The sequence below is a fragment of the Burkholderia sp. KBS0801 genome (genome assembly GCF_005937855.2).
GTDB lineage: Bacteria > Pseudomonadota > Gammaproteobacteria > Burkholderiales > Burkholderiaceae > Burkholderia > Burkholderia ambifaria.
On sequence record NZ_CP042178.1, the window covers coordinates 1,605,143 to 1,624,566 of the forward strand.

Below are 19,424 nucleotides of genomic sequence, written 5' to 3' on the forward strand. Positions count from 1 at the left end.
CCGCAGGGGTGAACTCATGCTTTCAACCAGCACACGCGGAACGGCGCCGGCCGTTCCGCCCTCCACCGGCCAGAACGATGCGATTCCCGCGCTGCGGGCCAGCGGCCTGCAGCCGCTCGCCGGCATGCTGCGCTGGATCGTCGTCGCGGTGCTGACCATCGCGGTCGCGCTGCCGCTCGGCTTCATCCTGTTCCAGAGCCTGCTGTCCGCGCCGTTCTTCGACGCGAACAAGACGCTCGGCGTCGAAGGCTTCCGCTTCATCTTCACCGATCCGGACTTCTGGTTGGCCGTGAAGAACTCGTTCATCATCGCCGGCGGCATGCTGTTCATCTCGATCCCGCTCGGCGGCATCCTCGCGTTCCTGATGGTCCGCACCGACCTGCCCGGCCGCCGCTGGCTCGAACCGCTGCTGCTCACGCCCGTGTTCGTGTCGCCGATGGTGCTCGCGTTCGGCTACGTGGTCGCCGCCGGCCCGGTCGGTTTCTACTCGGTGTGGTTCAAGGAACTGTTCGGGGTACAGAACGTGCCCTGGAACATCTATTCGATCTTCGCGATCACGGTGATCGTCGGCCTCACGCACGTGCCGCACGTGTACCTGTACTCGTCGGCCGCGCTGCGCAACCTCGGCTCGGACGTCGAGGAAGCGGCGCGCGTGACGGGTGCCCGCCCGTTCCGCGTCGCGCTCGACGTGAGCCTGCCGATGACGATGCCCGCGCTGCTGTTCGCCGGCGTGCTGGTGTTCTTCCTCGGCTTCGAGGTGTTCGGGCTGCCGCTGGTGCTCGGCGATCCGGAAGGCCACCTCGTGCTCGCGACCTACCTGTACAAGCTGACCAACAAGCTCGGCGTGCCCTCGTATCACCTGATGGCCGCGGTCGCGGTGTGCATCGTCGCGATCACGTTCCCGCTCGTGCTGCTGCAGCGCCGCCTGCTGAAGACGGCGAACCGCTTCGTCACCGTGAAGGGCAAGGCCGGCCGCTCGACGGTGCTGCCGCTCGGCGTGTGGCGCTGGGTCGCGCTCGCGATCGTCGCGCTGTGGCTGATGCTGACCGTGATCGTGCCGATCTCGGGCATCGTGCTGCGCGCGTTCGTGACCAACTGGGGCGAAGGCGTCGCGCTCGCCGAAGTGCTGACGCTGGCGAACTTCATCGAGCTGTTCGAACAGGACAACCTCGTGCGCGCCATGCTCAACACGCTCGGCATCGGCGTGATCGGCGGCGCGCTCGCGATCGGCTTCTACTCGCTCGTCGCGTTCGCCGGCCATCGCCGCAACGACTGGGCGACGAAACTGCTCGACTACCTCGTGCTGCTGCCGCGCGCGGTGCCGGGCCTGCTCGCCGGTCTCGCGTTCCTGTGGATCTTCCTGTTCGTCCCGGGCCTGCGCGAGCTGAAGAACTCGATGTGGAGCATCTGGATCGCATACACGGTCGTGTGGCTCGCGTACGGGATGCGGCTCATCCAGAGCGCGCTGCTGCAAGTCGGCCCGGAGCTCGAGGAAGCCGGCCGCAGCGTCGGCGCCACACGCAGCCGCGTGTCGCTCGACGTGACGCTGCCGCTCGTGCGCTTCGGCCTGCTCGCCGCGTGGCTCCTGATCTTCATGATCTTCGAGCGCGAATACTCGACCGCCGTCTATCTGCTGTCGCCCGGCACCGAAGTGATCGGCGCGCTGCTCGTGTCGCTGTGGGCGACCGGCGCCGTCGACCAGGTCGCCGCGCTGTCTGTCATCAACATCGCGATGGTCGGCGCCGGTCTCGGCGTGGCCCTGCGCTTCGGAGTGAAACTTCATGGATAAGCTCATCGTCGACGACCTGCATCTCAGCTACGGCGCCAACCCGATCCTCAAGGGCGTGTCGTTCGAACTGAACGCCGGCGAAGTCGTGTGCCTGCTCGGCGCATCGGGCAGCGGCAAGACCACGCTGCTGCGTGCGGTGGCCGGCCTCGAACAGCCGTCCGACGGGCGCATCCAGCTCGACGACCGCGTGTTCTTCGACGGCGCGCGGCGCGTCGACCTGCCCGTCGAACAGCGTTCGCTCGGCCTCGTGTTCCAGTCGTACGCGCTGTGGCCGCACCGCACGGTCGCCGACAACGTCGGCTACGGGCTCAAGCTGCGCCGCGTGGCGCCGGCCGAACAGAAGCGCCGCGTGCAGGCCGCGCTCGACCAGCTCGGCCTCGGCCATCTCGCCGAACGCTTTCCGCACCAGTTGTCGGGCGGCCAGCAGCAGCGCGTCGCGATTGCGCGCGCGCTCGTCTATAACCCGCCGGTGATCCTGCTCGACGAGCCGCTGTCGAACCTCGACGCGAAGCTGCGCGAGGAAGCACGCGCATGGCTGCGCGAGCTGATCGTGTCGCTCGGGCTGTCGGCGCTCTGCGTGACGCACGACCAGACCGAAGCGATGGCGATGTCCGACCGGATCCTGCTGCTGCGCAACGGCCGCATCGAGCAGGAAGGCACGCCGGCCGAGCTGTACGGCGCGCCGCGTTCGCTGTACACGGCCGAATTCATGGGCAGCAACAACCGCATCGACGCGCGCGTCGCGGCCGTCGACGGCGAACGCGTGACGCTCGCCGGCGACGGCTGGGAGCTGCAGGCGCTCGCCCGCGACACGTTCACGCCGGGCCAGGACGCCCAGGCCGTGATCCGCCTCGAACGCGTGCAGGTCGCCGACGGCCCGGGCGCGAACCGGCTGCAGGCCGACCTCGTCACGTCGATGTATCTCGGCGACCGCTGGGAATACCTGTTCCATTGCGGCGAGATGCGCCTGCGCGCGTTCGGCCACGTGCCGCGCGCGGCCGGCACGCACTGGATCGAATTCCCGGCCAACGACTGCTGGGCGTTCGCGAAAGCGGGCTGACCCGCGCGCGGCGGCCCGCGCGCCGCCGCGCCAGCATTCCAGCGCGCATCCCGTTTCGACCCAGGATCGGCGGACGCTTGGCGGCGTCCGCCGTGGCGTGTCGCGTGCTGCGTATCCCTGCGAATCCGTTTCACCCCATTCCGTTTCACCCAACCCACAACAACCAAGGAGACACCGTCAATGAAGTCACGCGCAGAACGTTCGATTCGCACTGCTATCGTTACCGGCTCGGCTGCCGTCGCCGGCCTCGCGGCAGGCGCCGCGCACGCGCAGTCGTCGGTCACGATGTACGGGATCATGGATGCCGGCATCGAATACGCGAACCATGCGGCACCGGACGGCGGCAATTCGTTCAAGCTGAAATCCGGCAACAAGAACACGTCGCGCTGGGGCTTGCGCGGCATCGAGGATCTCGGCGGCGGGCTGAAGGCCGTGTTCCGCCTCGAAAGCGGAATCGATCTCGCGAACGGCGCGTCCGACGACGGCCCCGACTCGATCTTCGCGCGCCGCGCGACGGTCGGCCTGAAAGGCAAGTGGGGCGAAGTCTCGCTCGGCCGCAACTTCACCGTCACCTACGACTACATGCTGCCGTTCGACCCGATGGGCTACGCGCAGAACTACTCGTGGGCGACGTCGTCGATGGCGACCGGCGGCCGCAAGGACGGCCTGTTCACGCGTTCGTCGAACGCCGTGCGCTACGACGGCGAATTCGGCGGCTTCAAGTTCGGCGCGCTGTACGGCTTCGGCAACGTGCCGGGCAGCGTGAAGACCAGCTCGAAGTACGACTTCGCGCTCGGCTACGAGGCCGGCCCGTTCGCGGCGGTGGTCACGTTCGACCGGCAGAACGGCGCGGCCGACAGCGTCACGCCGGCCGATACCGTCAACTATATCCAGGGCATCCACGCGGGCCTGAGCTACGACTTCGGCGACCTGAAGACGATGGCCGGCTATCGCAACTATCGGCGTACGTATCACACGAGCGCCGCGAACCAGCTGAGCGACATGTATTGGGTCGGCGGGTCGTACCAGTTCACGCCGACGTTCTCGCTGGTCGCGGCCGTCTATCACCAGAACATCAAGGGCGGCAGCGATGCCGATCCGACGCTGGTGTCGCTGCGCGCGCAATACGCGTTGTCGAAGCGCACGGTGCTGTATGCGGCCGGCGCGTTCGCGATCGCGCAGCATGGGCAGAAGGTCGGCGTGTCGCGCGATTTCAATGGGTATGGCACCACGCAGGTGGGTGTGACGGCGGGCATTCAGCAGCGGTTCTGACGGCGCGGGCGGAGGCAGGCATCGCCGCCCGCCTCCGCCCTGCGATGCGAGGCGATGCCGATCACGCACCGTCGCGCATCGTGAACACCGGGCGCACGAGACTGTTCGTATCGTTCCAGTGTTCGCCGACCGCCGACAGCGGCACCGCCCGCGTGTCGATCGTCAACCGTGCCGGCCCGGCCGCGGCGAACACGCCGCGCACGGCGGCCAGCAACCCCGCCGGCGACACGCTGCCGAGGCCGCTGCCCATCAGTTCGATCGCCGTCGCCCGCAGCACGGCCCCCGGCAACAGCACTTCCGCACCGCCGATCGAGCCGATCTGCACGAAGCGCAACCGCCGGCCATCGGGCGCCGACCGCGCCGCCGCGATCAGCAACGCGTGCGCACTGGTGCCCCACAGATAGTCGAGCACGACGTCCACTCCGGCGCGGAAATGCGGTTCGAGCGCACGCGCCAGATCCGCATCGTCCTGCTGCAGCGACACGACGGCGTCCGCGCCGACACTCAGCAATGCCTCCAGCGCAACCGCGTTGCGGCCCGTCGCAATCACTTTCGCCGCGCCGAGATGCCTGGCGATCCGCACCGCGAGCCGGCCCGACGTTCCGGTCGCACCGTTGACGAGCACCGTCTCGCCCGCCGCGAAGCGCGCGCGTTCGATCAGCGCCGCCCACGACGACATCCCGGGAATCGCGATCGCCGCGGCCGTGATGTCGTCGAGCCCGTCCGGCAGCGGTACGCACTGGGCGTCGGGCACGATCGTGCGCTCGGCCATCGTGCCGAACGGCGCGGGGGCGCCGAAAATATAGACGCGCTGGCCGTCGTCGAGCCGGCCCACGCCGTCGACGCCGACGACGAACGGATAGCCGCTTCCCGACGAATAATGCGTGCCCGACGCGCGCCCCTGCGCGAGCCGGCTCAACGCGGACGCCGTCATGTCGACCAGACGGTGGCCCGGCCTCGCGTGCGGCGCTTCGAATTCCATATAGAGGGGGATTTCGCCCGCGCCCTTCACGACTGCTGCTTTCATGTTGTCTCCTTGAAACGGCGTGATCGATCGACGGGTCGAGCGGGCATCATTGCGCGGCGAGCCAAGCACGCAGCGCGGGATCGCGCACTTCCAGCACGTCGAACAGGCCGAGCGCGCGCAGCGCGGGCAACGCGTCGATCGTGTCGGCTTCCGCGCGCGAGCGGTCGGCGGGCGCCGCGTGCGGATCGGTCAGCACACGCGCGTTCGCCAGAAACGCGCCGACGGTGCCCTTGCGGATCGTCGTTCCGCCAGCCTCGATTCGGTCGGCATGGTCGGGGAGAAGGTGTTCGGCTCGCATCGTGCAGTCTCCAGTGGTGGTCGATGGAGGCAGTGTAGGCGTGCAACACGGGCCGATCTCCGGTATAAAAGCCATTCGATACCGAAATCCCGCCATGTCCGATCCGTTGCTGCCTGCCCACCTCGTCACGTCCGACGACGGCCCGTTCGTCGTCGCCGCCGTGCTGACGCAGCGCGACCCGCGCGTGACCCCGCCGCACACGCATGCGCGCGGCCAGCTGGTCGGTGCGCAGAGCGGGCTGGTGACGATCGGCCTCGACGATCAGGAGTGGGTCGTGCCCGCGATCCACGCAATCTGGATTCCGCCGTATTGCCGGCATTCTCTGCACTCGTTCGGGCCCATTTCCGGCTGGTCGGCGTTCGTTGCCGAAGCGCGCTGCGCGGCATTGCCCGACACGCCGCGCGCGATCCGCACGACGCCGTTGCTGCGCGAAGCCGTGCAGCGCGCGGCCAGCTGGGGCGATTCGGAACTGGATGCCGCGCAAGCGCGGATCGCCGACGTGATCCTCGATGAAATCGTGTCGTCGAAGGCCGAAGCGCTGGGACTGGTCCGCCCGCAGGACCCGCGGCTGATGAAGATCACCGATGCGCTTGCCATGGATCTCGCGGACAACCGGCGGCTGGAGGAATGGGCCGACTGGGCCGGCATTGGCGCGCGGACGATGAGCCGGCGCTTCGTCGCCGAGACGGGGCTGACGTTCGCGCAATGGCGTCAGCAGGCAAGGCTGCTGCGGGCGCTGGAGAAAATCGCCGACGGCGTGCCGGTCACGACGATCGCGCTCGATCTCGGCTACGACAACGTGAGCGCGTTCATCGACATGTTCCGGCGGGCGATGGGGACGACGCCGGGAAAGTACATGGAAGCGGGACGGCGAGCGGGTTAACAGACCCTATGCTCGAATGAAGCGCACCGTGTGCGACATGGCTGACAGGCGGGGATCCGTCATGCGACGACCTGCCGCTCTCGTGCGAGGCGGCGCGCGCCGCGCTCACTGCAAGTAACGCGCGGCGTCTAGCATCGCGGCGGTCAGCTCGCCGCTGCTCCGTCAATACGTCCCGTCGCCCGCCTTCCCGGCCTCGCCCTTCTCCTTGAACCGCGCCGCCAGCGCCTGCGCACTTCTCGCCAGCAGCGTCGTATCCACACCGACCGCGACGAACAGCGCCCCCGCTTCCAGATACCGCCGCGCCGCCGCCTCATCCGCGCTCAGAATGCCCGGCGCGTTGCCGGCCGCCTTGATCGTGCGGATCGCGCCGTCGATCGCGGCCTGCACGTCCGGGTGCCCCGGATTGCCGAGATGCCCGAGATCGGCCGCCAGGTCGGCCGGCCCGATGAACACGCCGTCCACGCCTTCGACCCGTGCAATCGCATCGATCGCATCGAGCCCCGCGCGCGTCTCGACCTGCACGAGCACGGCCATCTCGTCGTTCGCGCGGTGCAGGTAATCGCCGACGCGATTCCACCGCGACGCGCGCGCGAGCGCACTGCCGACCCCGCGAATCCCGTGCGGCGGATAACGCGTCGCGGCCACCGCCGCGCGCGCTTCGTCCGCGCTCTGCACCATCGGCACGAGCAGCGTCTGCGCGCCGAGATCGAGCACCTGCTTGACGATCACCGGATCGTTCCACGGCACGCGCACGACCGGATGCGACGGATACGGCGCGATCGCCTGCAACTGCGCGAGGATCGTCGGCACCGTGTTCGGCGCATGTTCGCCGTCGATCAGCAGCCAGTCGAAACCGGCGCCCGCGACGACTTCCGCGCTGTACGGATTCGCGAGGCCGAGCCACAGCCCGAGCTGCGCGTCGCCGCGCGCGAGCGCGGCCTTGAAGACATTGGACGGAATCTGCATCGCTCGCTCACCTTACTCGAAGTAGCACTGGATCGTTCCGAGCGGGCCGTAGTCGACGCTGAACGTGTCGCCCTGGCGCGCCGCGCACGGCCGCGTGAACGAGCCGCCGAGCACGATCTGCCCCGGTTCCAGCGCGACGTCGAATCGCGACAGCCGATTGGCGAGCCACGCGACGCCATTGGCCGGATGGTTCAGCACGCCGGCCGCGACGCCCGTTTCCTCGACCACGCCGTTGCGCGACATGATCGCCGCGACCCAGCGCAGGTCGACGTCCTGCGGCCGCACGGGCCGCCCGCCGATCACGACGCCCGCGTTCGCCGCGTTGTCGGCGATCGTGTCGAACACCTTGCGCGGCCGCTTCGTATCGGGATCGATCGACTGGCTGCGCGCGTCGATGATCTCGAGCGCGGGCACCACGTAGTCGACCGCGTCATACACGTCGAAGATCGTGCAGTTCGGGCCAGTGAGCCGCTTGCCGAGCACAAACGCGAGTTCGACCTCGACGCGCGGCACGATGAAGCGCGCGGTCGGGATCGTGCCGCCGTCGTCGAAGAACATGTCGTCGAGTAGCGCGCCGTAATCGGGCTCGTCGATCTGCGACGTGTTCTGCATCGCCTTCGACGTGAGGCCGATCTTGTGCCCCTTGAGCGTGCGGCCTTCCGCGAGCTTCATGGCCACCCACGCGCGCTGGATCGCATACGCGTCGTCGATCGTGATGTCGGGATGGTCGAGCGAGATCTGGCGGATCTGCGTGCACTCGCGCTCCGCGTCGTTCAGACGCCGGGCGAGCTGGTCGATGATGGCGGGTTCGAGCATGGTCGGATCGGGAATGGGTTCAGTCGGCCCGCTTGTAGCGGGCGTGAATGTTGTTGTGCTTGTACGAGCCGCTTTCGCTGAACTCGGTCAGCTCCATCGACAGCGCCAGATAGCGCTTCGCGTACAGCTCCGAGAAATGCACCTTGATCGCGTCGAACAGCGCGTCGCACGCGGCCTTCTTGGTCTCGTCGCTGCGGCCCGAGCCGATCTTCAGCGTCACGTGGACGAACGCGTCGTCCCCGGTGCCGTCGGCGACGCGGTAGTCCTGCAGCTCGATCGCGCGCGAGCGGATGCCGCCCGTCGGGAACACGCCGCCCTGCGCGATCAGCGTTGCGTTGATCGTGCGCAGCAGCGTGGGGATGCGCGCGTCGTCGCGGATGTTCGCGGTGTATTCGACGACGATGTGTGGCATGGCAACGCTCCGGTCAGGTGATGCGGCGCTCAGGCGAGCGGGAAGATCGCGTTGATCTGCCCGGTGCCCGAGCTCGCGAAATAGTCGGTGACGATCTCGACGGGCTTGTCGTAGCGATCCCAGCCGAGCAGGCCGAGCAGCATCGCCGTGTCGTGCATGCCGCCTTCGCCGTGGCAATGCGCGTTGTACTCGGGCAGCATCGCGCAGAAGGTCTTGAAATCGCCCTGCTTCCACAGCTCGACCACCCGCAGGTCGACCTGCCGGAAGAATTCGCGGCTGATCTGGTGGATCGATTCCTCGGGGCTGCCGTTGTCGTTGAAGCGATGCGACAACGAGCCGCTCGCGAGGAACGCGACGTTCGAATCGCTCTTCTCGATCGCTTCGAGCAGCGCCTCGCCGAAGCGGCGGCTCTCGTCGAGCTGATGCCACATGCACCAGCCGGCGATCGACACGACCTTGAAGTGCTGGTCGGCGTTCATGTAGCGCATCGGCACGAGCGTGCCGTATTCGAGTTCGAGGCTGTCGATCTCGTGCGCGCGTGTCGCGATCCCGCGCGCGCTGGCCGTCTCGGCGATCAGGCGGCCGAGCGCCGGGTTGCCCGGATACGCGTACTGCATGTCGCGGATGAAATGCGGCAGCTCGTTGCTGGTATAGGTGCCGGCGAACCTCGCATTGCAGTTCACGTGGTAGCCGGCGTTGACGAGCCAGTGCACGTCGGACACGACGATCGTGTCGACGCCGAGCGCGCGGCAGCGCTCGCCGATCAGCCGATGACCGCGGATCGCCGCATCGCGGCAGCCGTGATGTTTGCCGGGCAGTTCCGACAGGTACATCGACGGCACGTGCGTGACCTTCGCGGCGAGGGACAGTTTGCCCATCGTTGAGTCTCCGTATCGTTCGTTCTTGCGGCGCAACGACCCGCGTGCGTTACACGCCCCAGCGCGGAATGTGATGCGAACCCATCGAGATGCACACGTTCTTGATTTCCGCGAACACCTCGAAGCTGTACTCGCCGCCCTCGCGTCCGGTGCCCGACTCCTTCACGCCGCCGAACGGCTGGCGCAGGTCGCGCACGTTCTGGCTGTTCACGAATACCATCCCGGCCTCGATGCCGCGCGCGAGACGATGTACCTTGCCGACGTCCTGGGTCCAGATGTACGACGCGAGCCCGTAGGCGGTATCGTTCGCGAGCCGCAGCCCTTCGTCCTCGTCGTCGAACGGGATCAGGCACGCGACCGGCCCGAAGATCTCTTCCTGCGCGATGCGCATCCGGTTGTCCACGTCCGCGAACACGGTCGGCCGCACGAAGTTGCCGTTGCGCAGATGGCTCGCGAGACCCACCGGCTTGTCCGCGCCGCCCGCGACCACGCGCGCGCCCTCCTGCTCGCCGATCCGGATGTAGCCGGTCACCTTCTCCCAGTGCTGGCGCGTGATCATCGCGCCGAGCTGCGTAGCCGGATCGGACGGGTCGCCGACCACCAGGTTGTTCGCGCGCCGCGCGAATTCCTGCACGAAACGATCGTAGATCGTTCGCTGTACGAAGATCCGCGAGCCGGCGGTACAACGCTCGCCGTTGATCGAGAAGATCGTGAACAGCGACGCGTCGAGCGCGCGGTCGAAATCGGCATCGTCGAAGATCAGCACCGGCGACTTGCCGCCGAGCTCCATCGAATACTTCTTCAGGCCCGCGCGTTCCATGATCCGCTTGCCGGTGACCGTGCCGCCCGTAAACGACACCGCACGCACGTCCGGATGGCGCACCAGCGCATCGCCGGCGGTCGCGCCGTAGCCCTGCACGACGTTCAGTACTCCCGGCGGAATGCCGGCTTCGAGCGCGAGCCGGCCGAGCTGGTCGGCCGTCAACGGCGACAGCTCCGACATCTTCAGCACGGCCGTGTTGCCGAGCGCGAGACACGGCGCCGTCTTCCATGTCGCGGTCATGAACGGCACGTTCCATGGCGACACCAGCGCGCACACGCCGACCGGCTGGTACAGCGTGTAGTTCAGCATCTGGTCGTCGACCGGATAGGTACGGCCGTTCATCTGCACGCACACTTCCGCGAAGAAGTTGAAGTTCTCGGACGCGCGCGGAATCAGCTGCTTGCTCGTCTGCGCGATCGGCAGGCCGGTGTCCTGCGTCTCGAGCGCGGCGAGCATCGGCACGTTCTTCTCGATCAGGTCGCCGAGCTTGCGCATCAGCTTCGCGCGCTCCTTCGCGGGCGTGCTCGCCCACTTGGGGAACGCTGCCTTCGCCGCGCGCACGGCCGCGTCGACTTCGGCCTCGCCGGCCGACGCGACGTCGGTGATCACGTCGCCGGTCGCGGGATTCAATGTCGTGAAGGTCTCGCGGCTCTCGACTTCGCGGCCGTCGATCCAGTGCTTGATGGTCATCTGCTCTCCTTGGGCGACGGGCTCACCCGGCGCGATAGTAGTCTGCTTCGCCGACGATCGTGTTCACGAGCCGGCCGATCCCTTCGATTTCCGTCACGACCTCGTCGCCCGGCTCCGTGTCCGCGAGCCCTTCCGGCGTGCCGGTCAGGATCAGGTCGCCCGGCGAGAGCGTCATGAAGCCGCTGATGTGCTCGATCAGCGCAGGCACGTCGAAGATCATGTCGCGCGTGCTGCCGCGCTGCGTCTCCCGGCCGTTGACCGTCGTGCGCAGCATCAGGTCGCCCGCGTCGCCGATTTCGTCGCGGCTGACAAACCACGGCCCGAGCGGCGTGCAGGTGTCGCGGTTCTTCACGCGCAGGTTCGGGCGGTAGTAGTTCTCGAGATAGTCGCGGATCGCGTAGTCGTTCGCGACCGTGTAGCCGGCGACGTGGTCGATCGCCCGCGCACGGCTCACGTTGCGCGCCGGACGGCCGATCACGACGGCCAGCTCGCACTCGTAGTGCATGTGCGTCGCATCCGTCGGGCGCACGGTGCGCGACCGGTGGCCGATGAACGTGTTCGGCCCCTTCAGGAAGATCAGCGGCTCGCTCGGCGCGTTGAACGCGAGTTCCTTCGCGTGGTCCGCGTAGTTCAGACCGAGCGCGAAGGTCGTGCGCGGCGCGACAGGCGGCAGCCACGTCACGTCGTGCTCGGCGAGCACGCGCCCCGTGTCGAGCCGGATCGCGCCGTCGCCGGCCGGCTCGGCCGCATGCAGTGCGCCGTTGTAGATCACGCGTGCCGTCTTCATCGTGCGTCCTCCGCGATCAGCGTATGCCGCAACGTGCCGATGCCGGCGGCTGTAATCTCGATCGTGCTGCCCGCGCGGGCGCGCGGTGCGCCGCCCGCGACGCCGAGCAGCAGCACGTCGCCCGCGTCGAACGACATGAAGGCCGTCACGTCGGCGATCAGTTCGCGCACCGGGCGAATCAGCGTGGCCGTCGACGCGGACACCGCGGTGGCGCCGTCGATCCGCACGGTCAGGGCGATCGCGTCGACGTCGGCAAGCGCCGCCGCCGGCACGATCGCCGGACCCAGCGGGCAAAAGCCATCGCGGCACTTGAAGCGCACGGCGGGACGGTAGTAATCGGGATGCGGCACCGACACGTCGCTCGCGAGCGTGAAACCGTGCACGTAGTCGAGCGCCTGCGCGGCCGGCACGCGCGTCGCGCGCCGCGAGAATACGACCGCCACCGACGCGCCGATCTCCAGCGCATCGACGCCGGCCGGCACCACGACGGCCGCGCCGTCCACCGCGTGCGTGTTGGCCGGCTTGATGTACAGGATCGGCGCCTGCGGCGGGCCGCCGTAAGGCGGCGCGTGCACGGCGTCGCCGAGCGCGTCGAATGCCGCGCGCTCGTTGAGCAGCGCGCCGTAGACGGTACCGATCGCGACCGGCAGCGGCGGCGCCGCGGCGGTCCTGCAAGACAGCTCCATGCGTCATTCCCCTGCCGCGCGTCGCGGCGCATCGTCAATACTTAACATCTTAAGTAAACAATGGCGCGCTGACAACCTCGATTACCCTGATTCACGAAATTCGTCACCATCGGCTGTTAAGATTGATGCGTCCCCGTCCATTCCCCACCCCGATGAACCGTACGCTCGACCATCGCAACCTGGCCATGCTGCTGCTCGAGGCCCGCGAAACGCTGATGGGCCTGTTCCGCCCCATTCTCAAGGAATTCGCGCTGACCGAACAGCAATGGCGGATCATCCGCGTGCTCGACGGCGAGCCGGCGCATGCGCTCGAAGCGGGACAGATCGCCCGCCGCTGCTGCATCCTGAGCCCGAGTCTGACGGGTGTGCTGGAACGGATGGAACGCGACGGCCTGATTACGCGCACACGCGCGCAGGAGGATCAGCGCCGGCTGCTGGTGAGCCTGACGCCGCAAAGCAGGAAACTGGTCACCGAAATCGGTCCGCGCATCGATGAGCAGTACCGTCAGCTCGAAGCGCGTTTCGGCCAGGACGGCCTCGACGACGTCTACCGTGCGCTCGACCGGCTGATCGAGCTCGGCAACGCGTCGTAGCGCCTGCCGCATCGGGCCGCCGCGAGCCGCGGCGAACCTGAACCGACTCGCCCCGGATCGCGCGGGCGCTCAGTGCAGCGCGCCGCGCATCAGCTCGGTCACCGCGACGCCGCGCGACGTGCGCATGCATTCCTCCACGTAATCGATGAACGGCAGCGGTTCGAAATCGATTTCGTCGCGCACGCGGCGGTTGTCGAATACGCGGTCGACCGTCGCGAATTCCGCGCAACGCTGCAACGCCCGGCCGATCACGCGCTCGAGCGCCGGATCGGACCGCCCGAGCACGTCACGCACCACGAGCGGCAGTTCGGCCGGCGCGCAAGCCGCGTAGCGCGGCGCGCCCGTCATGCCCGCCGCCTCGTCCATTGCGCGCACGATCTGCGCGACCTGCGGCGCGTCGTCGCCGGCCGACACGTGATACACGTCGTGCGCGAGTGTCGGCTTGACGGCCAGCAGCATCGTCGCACGCGCGACGTCGTCGACCGCCACGATGTCGATGCGCGTCATCGGCCGCGCGGTGAAGCGGCGCGCCGCGTGCGCGACGCGGAACATCCAGAACGAATTCGGTGCGGGACGCGTGCCGAGCACCGTGTGACCGACGACGTGCGACGGACGCACGACGACGAGCGGCAGTCCCAGTTCGCGCAGGCGTTGTTCCGTTTGCGCCTTCGCGTGCAGGTAGTCCGCCGCGAGCACCGCGCCGGGCAGCCCGTCGCCGGCCTGCACCGTGCCACTCGCCGCCAGGCCCGTCGCGTCCTCCTCATGCACGATGCCGCCGCGGCCCGCATGCGCATACGCGGTGCCGACATATACGAAGCGCTGCAGCCGCGGCGTGTGCGCGAAGCGAGCGGCGAAGCCCAGCGAGTCGGCGATGTCCGCCTGCAGGTGCGCGCCGTCGGCCGGCGACGCGTGGCCCGCGCAGTGGATCACGTGCGTCGCGCCGGCGAGACGCGGCGCGTCGGCGCCCTGCCAGACATCGCCGAGCGCGCCGACGACCACGTTCGCGTCACCCAGACGCGACGCCCAGTACGGCGCGAGCCCCGCGCGCAGCGCCGCCTCGCGCAGACGCGCGACCGCATGGCCGCGATTCTCGGCGCGCACGACGCACACGATCCGTTCGAGCAATCCTGCGTTGACGAGCGCCGTGAGCACGGTGCTGCCGATGAAGCCGGTGGCGCCGGTGAGCACCAGGTGTTCGACGTTGGCCGCCGCGACCGGTGCGCTGGCCGGCGACACGAGGCTCGTGCGCCAGTTGAGCGACAACGCGGTTTTCCAGATCAGCACGATAGTCTCCTTCGAAGAATCGGCCGGACAGCGCGGCTGCCCCCGGATGGCGAGGTCACGCGCGGCGCTCGGCCGGGCCGGGGGCCGACGCTCGCCCCGGCAGTCCCGATCGCGCTGCGGCCCGCGATCGGGTCGATCGCGTCTCGGCAGCTCACCACGGACGGGCGTCCACGGCGCAGGATCGGGAAACTCGCAGTGTGGGGCCCGATCGCCCGCAAGTCTGTCCCGAAAGTTTTGTGAAAGTGTGCGGATTTGTACGCGAATGTCGGAGTGTGTCGTGCCGGCTGGCCGTCGGATCGTTCGAACGTCCGCTCGGTCGGCACTGGCGGCCCGTGCGCGGCCAGTTGGCCAGGGCCGCTTGTCGGCCCTCGCTTCAGCGCGCGGCTTCGACCGGGACTTCCCCCGAGTCATCGCATGTCCGCGATACGCCACCGTCCGGTCACGGCGCGCGGTTCGCGCTGCCGCCTCCGTGTGCACACGGAGGCGGATCCCGACGAATCGTCAGACGTCGTTCCATCTGGAAACGCCAATAAAATTAATCGGGATTTATTGAGGATTATCACTTGCGTTTCACCACAGTCTATCTAGACTGGTCAAACCCAAACGGTCAAACGTGTCTTTTTCTTCAGGAGACGATCCAATGCGCCTCACTATTCGCATTAATGGCAGCGAATCGGCAACCCGCCACGCGTTCGCAGTGCTGTGGGTCGATACCGACGAGGGGCTGTGGTCGCGCGAGGCACACCAGGGCATCGATCTTCCGACCTGGGGCAAGGTTCGGGACGTAGAGGGTGCCATGGCCCTCTGCCCGGCCGACGGCGGGAAGGCCGTGTGCCAGTTGAAGGGCCTTTCCTCCAGTGCGACGCAGCGCGAGCACGGGCCCGCGGTGCTCGCCGGGGAGCATCCCGAAGGCGCGTGGCGCCTGCAGGCAGTCGATCGCTCCAGGGTGGATTCGGAAAACCACGAATTTACTTCCGTCGCGCGCTAGGTATTTCCGACGGCATTCCTCTGCGGTTTTGGGGTTTATTCCGGTTTCCGCGATATTCATTTCGATATTCAGAAATAAAGTCGCCTCGCTTCGAGGCGATTTTTATTTTATCGTCTCGAAATTAATCGGGGTCGGATAATCGAAACGAGCGCCGCCGATTTTTCCCCGGGCGCGCCGCGCTGCCCTCCCAGCTTTCCTTCGCCTCCCCGTCCTCCCCCGGCTCCCGCCGCGCCTCTTTTACGGGGCCGAAACATACTTTCCCCACACAATGTTTACTCATTTATTACAATCGCATTATTCAGACTGACTTGCCGCCGTCCGGCGGCCCGACCCGGCCCTTGCATGAGCGTGAAAAAGAAGACCCACCCCGCCGATCCGTACGCCGCCGCGACCAAGCATCCGATGCTCGCGTCGCGCCTGCCGATGTGGCGCTCGAAACTGGTCGTGATCATGGTGTCCCTCGGATTCGCCGCGCTGATCGGACGCGCGTTCTGGGTGCAGGTCGCGAACCAGGATTTCTATGTCGGGCAAGGCCAGAAGCGCTACCAGCGCACGATCGAGCTCGACGCGATGCGCGGTCGCATCGTCGATCGCAACGGCGCGATGCTCGCGGTCAGCCTGTCGACCTATGAAATCTGGGCGAACCCGAAACAGGTCGCCGAAATCGACTATCCGCAGCTCGCGAAGCTGCTCGACATGCCGCTCGCGGAAATAAAACGCCGCCTGCGCAACGACCGTACGTTCGTGCTGCTGAAGCGGCAGGTCGACGCCGATACCGCGAGCCGGCTCGACAAGCTCGCGATCGACGGCATTACGCAGATCGCCGATTCGAAGCGCTTCTATCCGGAAGGCGAGTCGGCCGCGCACGTGGTCGGTTTCACCAACGTCGAGGACAAGGGCCAGGAAGGCGTCGAACTCGCGGCGAATGCGCGGCTGTCGGGTACGTCCGGGCAGCGCGAGGTGATCCGCGACCGGCTCGGGCGCATCGTGTCCGACACGCGTCCGCTCGTCCCCGCGCAGCACGGCGCGACGATCGAACTGACGATCGACCGGCGCATCCAGCAGCTCGCGTTCAGCCAGCTCAAGGCTGCAGTGCTCGAGAACAACGCGGTGGCCGGCAGCGTCGTCGTGCTCGACGCGCAGAACGGCGAAATCCTCGCGCTCTCGAACTACCCGACCTTCGATCCGAACGATCGTTTCCGGCTGACCGGCCAGCAGCTGCGCAACCGCGCGGTGATCGACACGTTCGAGCCCGGCTCGACGATCAAGCCGCTCGTCGTCGCGCTGTCGATCGACGAGCGCAAGGTCACGCCGAACACGATCATCAATACGTCGCCGGGCACCTACAAGATCGGCCCGGCCGTGATCCACGACACGTCGAACCACGGCTCGCTGACCGTATCGGAGGCGCTGCAGAAGTCGAGCAATGTCGCGCTCGCCAAGCTGGCGCTGAACCTGTCCGCCGAAACGATCTGGAACAAGTACCAGGAATACGGGATCGGTCGCGCGCCGGAGCTGACGTTCCCGGGTGTCGCGTCGGGCCGCCTGCGCGGCTACAAGCGCTGGCGGCCGATCGAGCAGGCGACGATGGCGTACGGCTACGGGCTGTCGATGTCGCTGCTGCAGATCGCCCAGACCTACACCGCCTATGCGGGCGACGGCACACTGCACCCGGTGTCGCTGCTGAAGAGCGGCACCGACCCGCTGACGATGGATGCCCGTCGCGGGCACCGCGTGACGTCGCCGCAAACCGCGGCGGCGATCCGTGCGATGCTCGAGTCGGCGGTCGGCGAAGGCGGCACGGGGCGCCGCGCGCGCGTGGACGGCTACCGGATCGGCGGCAAGACGGGCACGGCGCGCAAGCAGGTCGGCGCGACCTATGCGAAGGGTAAGTACCGCGCACTGTTCGCGGGGATGGCGCCAATGAGCAACCCGCGCCTGATCGTCGCGGTGATGATCGACGAGCCGCGCGGCAAGGGCTATTACGGCGGCACGGTGGCCGGCCCGGTGTTCTCGTCGATCACGAGCGGCGCGCTGCAGTTGCTCGGCGTGCCGCCCGATGCGCCGATCGAGGCGACGCCGAATGCGCCGGCCAGGGGCGCGGCCCCGCAGAAGCCGGGCGCGGCGCCGAAGGCCGCGGCGCAACCGAAGACGGCGGCCGCGCAGAAGGCGGCGACGCCGGTGAAGACGGCCGCGCAATCCGGCGCGACCGTACAGGTGAAGGCGGCAGGCTGAAACCCATCGCGTGGTACCGGGCGCGGCTACCGGCGAATGCGTCCGCTATTCGCCGCGTCGAACGCCGTTCATGTGCTTCGCCGCCGTGCCGGCGGCCGGCGCAGTCCCGACAGCCGGAGTAGTCCCGACAGCCGGCGCGATCCCGCTGCCCGCGCGAACGCGGCCGGGCGTGTGACAAGGCCGTCGAATACGCGCATGCGCAACCGTCAATGCGCGGCCGCCAGCGGCTTCACCATCCGGCCGAGCACGTGCTCGGTCATCCCGCGCGCGAGTTCGCTCTCGCCCATGAACACGGTGCCGACGCCCTCGCTCGCCAGCAAGTCGGCCTCGTCGCCGCTGTTCGTGCACAGCACGACCTCCAGCGTCGGGTTCAGCGTGCGCGAGATTTCGACGATCTGCCGCACATCGAACACGTCCGGCAGCGTGACGACCAGCATCCCCGCACGCGCGATATGCGCCTGCACGAGCACGACCGGCTCGATCGCGTCGCCGGACACGGCCGCGACGCCGTCCGCGCGCAGCTTCTCGACGAGTTCGCGGTTCTGCTCGACGACGACATAGGCGATCCCGCGCTCGTCCAGCGCATGCGCGATGCGCGTGCCGACCTTGCCGTAGCCGACGATCACGACCTGACCGGTCAGGTGCGTCTGCGGCGTCGACATCGGCAGCGCGGCGAGCGGATCGTCGCGCGCCTCGAGCTTGCGCGCGAACGCCGAATGCTTGCGAATCCAGGCGAGCGCCGGATCGATCATCGCGAACAGCAGCGTGTTCATCGCGATCGAGATAAGCGCGACCGCGAGAATCAGGTTCTGCCCTTCGGCCGACAGCAAACCGAGCGCCCGGCCGAGACCCGCGAGGATGAACGAGAACTCGCCGATCTGCGCGAGGCCCGCGCCGACCGTCAGCGCGGTGTTCAGCGGATAACGGAACGCAATCACGAGCGCGACCGCCGCGAGCGTCTTGCCGATCAGCACGATCGCCGCGACCTCGATCACGTGCAGCGGCTCCGTGACCAGCACCTTCGGGTCGAACAGCATCCCGACCGAAATGAAGAACAGCACCGAGAACGCGTCGCGCAGCGGCAGCGTCTCGTCGGCCGCGCGCCGGCTGAACTCCGACTCGCGCATCATCATCCCGGCGAAAAACGCGCCGAGCGCGAACGACACGTCGAACAGCTTCGCCGCGCCGAACGCGATGCCGACCGCTGCCGCGATCATGCACAGCGTGAACAGCTCGCGCGAACCGGTGCGCGCGACGAGCCACAGGATGCGCGGGAACACGCGCTTGCCCACCACGAGCATCAGCACGATGAACGCGGCGACCTTCAGCATCGTGACGCCGAGCGTGCCCCACACGCTGCCGCCGGCCGTGTGCGCGTCGCCGGGCGGCGTGCCGCCGAGCAGCCCCGCGACGGGCGGCAGCAGCACGAGCACGAGCACCATCACGAGATCCTCGACGACGAGCCAGCCGACCGCGATGCGCCCGTTGACCGTTTCGACGAGCCCGCGCCCTTCCAGCGCGCGCAACAGCACGACCGTGCTCGCGACCGACAGCGCGAGCCCGAACACGAGCGCCGCGCCGACGCTCCAGCCCCACGTGAGCGCAAGCCCGCCGCCGAGCAGCGTCGCGACGGTAATCTGGACGACTGCCCCAGGCAGCGCGATCTTGCGCACCGCGAGCAGATCGCCGAGCGAGAAATGCAGGCCGACGCCGAACATCAGCAGCATCACGCCGACTTCGGCAAGCTGCTGCGCGAGCGACAGGTCGCCGACGAAACCGGGCGTGCCGGGGCCGATCACGATACCGGCGAGCAGGTAACCGACGAGCGGCGGCATTTTCAGCAGCGACGCGAGGTAACCGAAGATCATCGCGAGACCGAAACCGGCCGCGAGCAACGCAATCAGGCTGACGTCATGAGGCATCCCCCCTCCCAGGCT

Annotated in this window: 18 protein-coding genes; 7 read left to right on the top strand and 11 right to left on the bottom strand. The window is 68.0% G+C overall.

The features are described 5' to 3' along the window. Nucleotides 1-16 precede the first annotated feature (16 nt). The 3 genes from FFI87_RS24070 to FFI87_RS24080 all read left to right on the top strand — a co-directional run bounded on the left by FFI87_RS24070 (nucleotide 17) and on the right by FFI87_RS24080 (nucleotide 4,121). Complete coding sequence (locus tag FFI87_RS24070; protein WP_138848770.1) at nucleotides 17-1,789, top strand: ABC transporter permease; 1,773 nt, start codon at nucleotides 17-19, stop codon at nucleotides 1,787-1,789. Next, the gene (locus FFI87_RS24075) at nucleotides 1,782-2,849 is read left to right on the top strand and encodes an ABC transporter ATP-binding protein (protein ID WP_011658682.1); all 1,068 of its coding nucleotides are present in this window, start codon (nucleotides 1,782-1,784) and stop codon (nucleotides 2,847-2,849) included. The genes FFI87_RS24070 and FFI87_RS24075 overlap by 8 nt, the downstream gene beginning before the upstream one ends. A 180-nt stretch (nucleotides 2,850-3,029) precedes the next feature. Then, nucleotides 3,030-4,121, top strand: coding sequence for a porin (locus FFI87_RS24080; protein ID WP_138848769.1), 1,092 nt, complete (start codon nucleotides 3,030-3,032; stop codon nucleotides 4,119-4,121). Nucleotides 4,122-4,182: 61 nt separating this feature from the next. Here FFI87_RS24080 and FFI87_RS24085 read toward each other — a convergent pair whose 3' ends face one another. Together FFI87_RS24085 and FFI87_RS24090 are read right to left on the bottom strand one after the other, a co-directional pair. Beyond that, a complete protein-coding gene (locus tag FFI87_RS24085) occupies nucleotides 4,183-5,148 on the bottom strand; it encodes a zinc-binding alcohol dehydrogenase family protein (protein WP_138848768.1) in 966 nt (321 codons plus the stop codon). A 46-nt stretch (nucleotides 5,149-5,194) separates the two neighbouring features. Then, a complete protein-coding gene (locus tag FFI87_RS24090; RefSeq protein ID WP_138848767.1) occupies nucleotides 5,195-5,446 on the bottom strand; it encodes a hypothetical protein in 252 nt (83 codons plus the stop codon). Nucleotides 5,447-5,540: 94 nt separating this feature from the next. On the opposite strand from FFI87_RS24090, the gene FFI87_RS24095 reads away from it, so the two are divergent. Then, nucleotides 5,541-6,329 (top strand): AraC family transcriptional regulator, encoded by a 789-nt coding sequence (locus tag FFI87_RS24095; protein ID WP_012365937.1) that lies wholly within the window; start codon nucleotides 5,541-5,543, stop codon nucleotides 6,327-6,329. A gap of 162 nt (nucleotides 6,330-6,491) precedes the next feature. Here the strand turns inward: FFI87_RS24095 and hpaI are convergent, their stop codons facing one another. From hpaI to FFI87_RS24130, 7 genes are read right to left on the bottom strand one after another with little or no spacing between them, the layout of a single operon-like run. Further along, nucleotides 6,492-7,295 carry a 4-hydroxy-2-oxoheptanedioate aldolase gene (hpaI, locus tag FFI87_RS24100; protein ID WP_138848766.1) on the bottom strand — a complete coding sequence of 268 codons (804 nt, stop codon included), beginning with the start codon at nucleotides 7,293-7,295 and terminating at the stop codon, nucleotides 6,492-6,494. A gap of 12 nt (nucleotides 7,296-7,307) precedes the next feature. Continuing rightward, a complete protein-coding gene (gene hpaH / locus FFI87_RS24105) occupies nucleotides 7,308-8,111 on the bottom strand; it encodes a 2-oxo-hept-4-ene-1,7-dioate hydratase (protein WP_138848765.1) in 804 nt (267 codons plus the stop codon). A gap of 19 nt (nucleotides 8,112-8,130) precedes the next feature. Next, nucleotides 8,131-8,523, bottom strand: coding sequence for a 5-carboxymethyl-2-hydroxymuconate Delta-isomerase (locus tag FFI87_RS24110; protein WP_138848764.1), 393 nt, complete (start codon nucleotides 8,521-8,523; stop codon nucleotides 8,131-8,133). Between the two features lie 29 nt (nucleotides 8,524-8,552). After that, a complete protein-coding gene (hpaD, locus tag FFI87_RS24115; RefSeq protein WP_138848763.1) occupies nucleotides 8,553-9,401 on the bottom strand; it encodes a 3,4-dihydroxyphenylacetate 2,3-dioxygenase in 849 nt (282 codons plus the stop codon). Between the two features lie 49 nt (nucleotides 9,402-9,450). Continuing rightward, nucleotides 9,451-10,914 carry a 5-carboxymethyl-2-hydroxymuconate semialdehyde dehydrogenase gene (gene hpaE, locus FFI87_RS24120; RefSeq protein WP_138848762.1) on the bottom strand — a complete coding sequence of 488 codons (1,464 nt, stop codon included), beginning with the start codon at nucleotides 10,912-10,914 and terminating at the stop codon, nucleotides 9,451-9,453. A gap of 22 nt (nucleotides 10,915-10,936) precedes the next feature. Continuing rightward, nucleotides 10,937-11,701 carry a fumarylacetoacetate hydrolase family protein gene (locus tag FFI87_RS24125; protein WP_138848761.1) on the bottom strand — a complete coding sequence of 255 codons (765 nt, stop codon included), beginning with the start codon at nucleotides 11,699-11,701 and terminating at the stop codon, nucleotides 10,937-10,939. Then, nucleotides 11,698-12,387 carry a fumarylacetoacetate hydrolase family protein gene (locus FFI87_RS24130; protein ID WP_138848760.1) on the bottom strand — a complete coding sequence of 230 codons (690 nt, stop codon included), beginning with the start codon at nucleotides 12,385-12,387 and terminating at the stop codon, nucleotides 11,698-11,700. The genes FFI87_RS24125 and FFI87_RS24130 overlap by 4 nt, the downstream gene beginning before the upstream one ends. Before the next feature lie 152 nt (nucleotides 12,388-12,539). On the opposite strand from FFI87_RS24130, the gene hpaR reads away from it, so the two are divergent. Further along, nucleotides 12,540-12,980 carry a homoprotocatechuate degradation operon regulator HpaR gene (hpaR, locus tag FFI87_RS24135; RefSeq protein ID WP_006754041.1) on the top strand — a complete coding sequence of 147 codons (441 nt, stop codon included), beginning with the start codon at nucleotides 12,540-12,542 and terminating at the stop codon, nucleotides 12,978-12,980. A gap of 69 nt (nucleotides 12,981-13,049) precedes the next feature. On the opposite strand, the gene FFI87_RS24140 is transcribed toward hpaR, so the two are convergent. Further along, nucleotides 13,050-14,264: an SDR family oxidoreductase gene (locus tag FFI87_RS24140; protein ID WP_138848759.1), complete on the bottom strand. Its 1,215-nt coding sequence runs from the start codon at nucleotides 14,262-14,264 to the stop codon at nucleotides 13,050-13,052. 640 nt (nucleotides 14,265-14,904) lie between these two features. On the opposite strand from FFI87_RS24140, the gene FFI87_RS24145 reads away from it, so the two are divergent. After that, nucleotides 14,905-15,252 (top strand): DUF3564 family protein, encoded by a 348-nt coding sequence (locus FFI87_RS24145; protein ID WP_138848758.1) that lies wholly within the window; start codon nucleotides 14,905-14,907, stop codon nucleotides 15,250-15,252. A gap of 342 nt (nucleotides 15,253-15,594) precedes the next feature. Continuing rightward, nucleotides 15,595-17,487 carry a peptidoglycan D,D-transpeptidase FtsI family protein gene (locus FFI87_RS24150; RefSeq protein ID WP_138848757.1) on the top strand — a complete coding sequence of 631 codons (1,893 nt, stop codon included), beginning with the start codon at nucleotides 15,595-15,597 and terminating at the stop codon, nucleotides 17,485-17,487. A gap of 206 nt (nucleotides 17,488-17,693) precedes the next feature. Here FFI87_RS24150 and FFI87_RS24155 read toward each other — a convergent pair whose 3' ends face one another. Further along, on the bottom strand, nucleotides 17,694-19,409 hold the full coding sequence (locus FFI87_RS24155) for a cation:proton antiporter (protein ID WP_138848756.1): 1,716 nt from the start codon (nucleotides 19,407-19,409) through the stop codon (nucleotides 17,694-17,696). Nucleotides 19,410-19,424 lie beyond the last annotated feature (15 nt).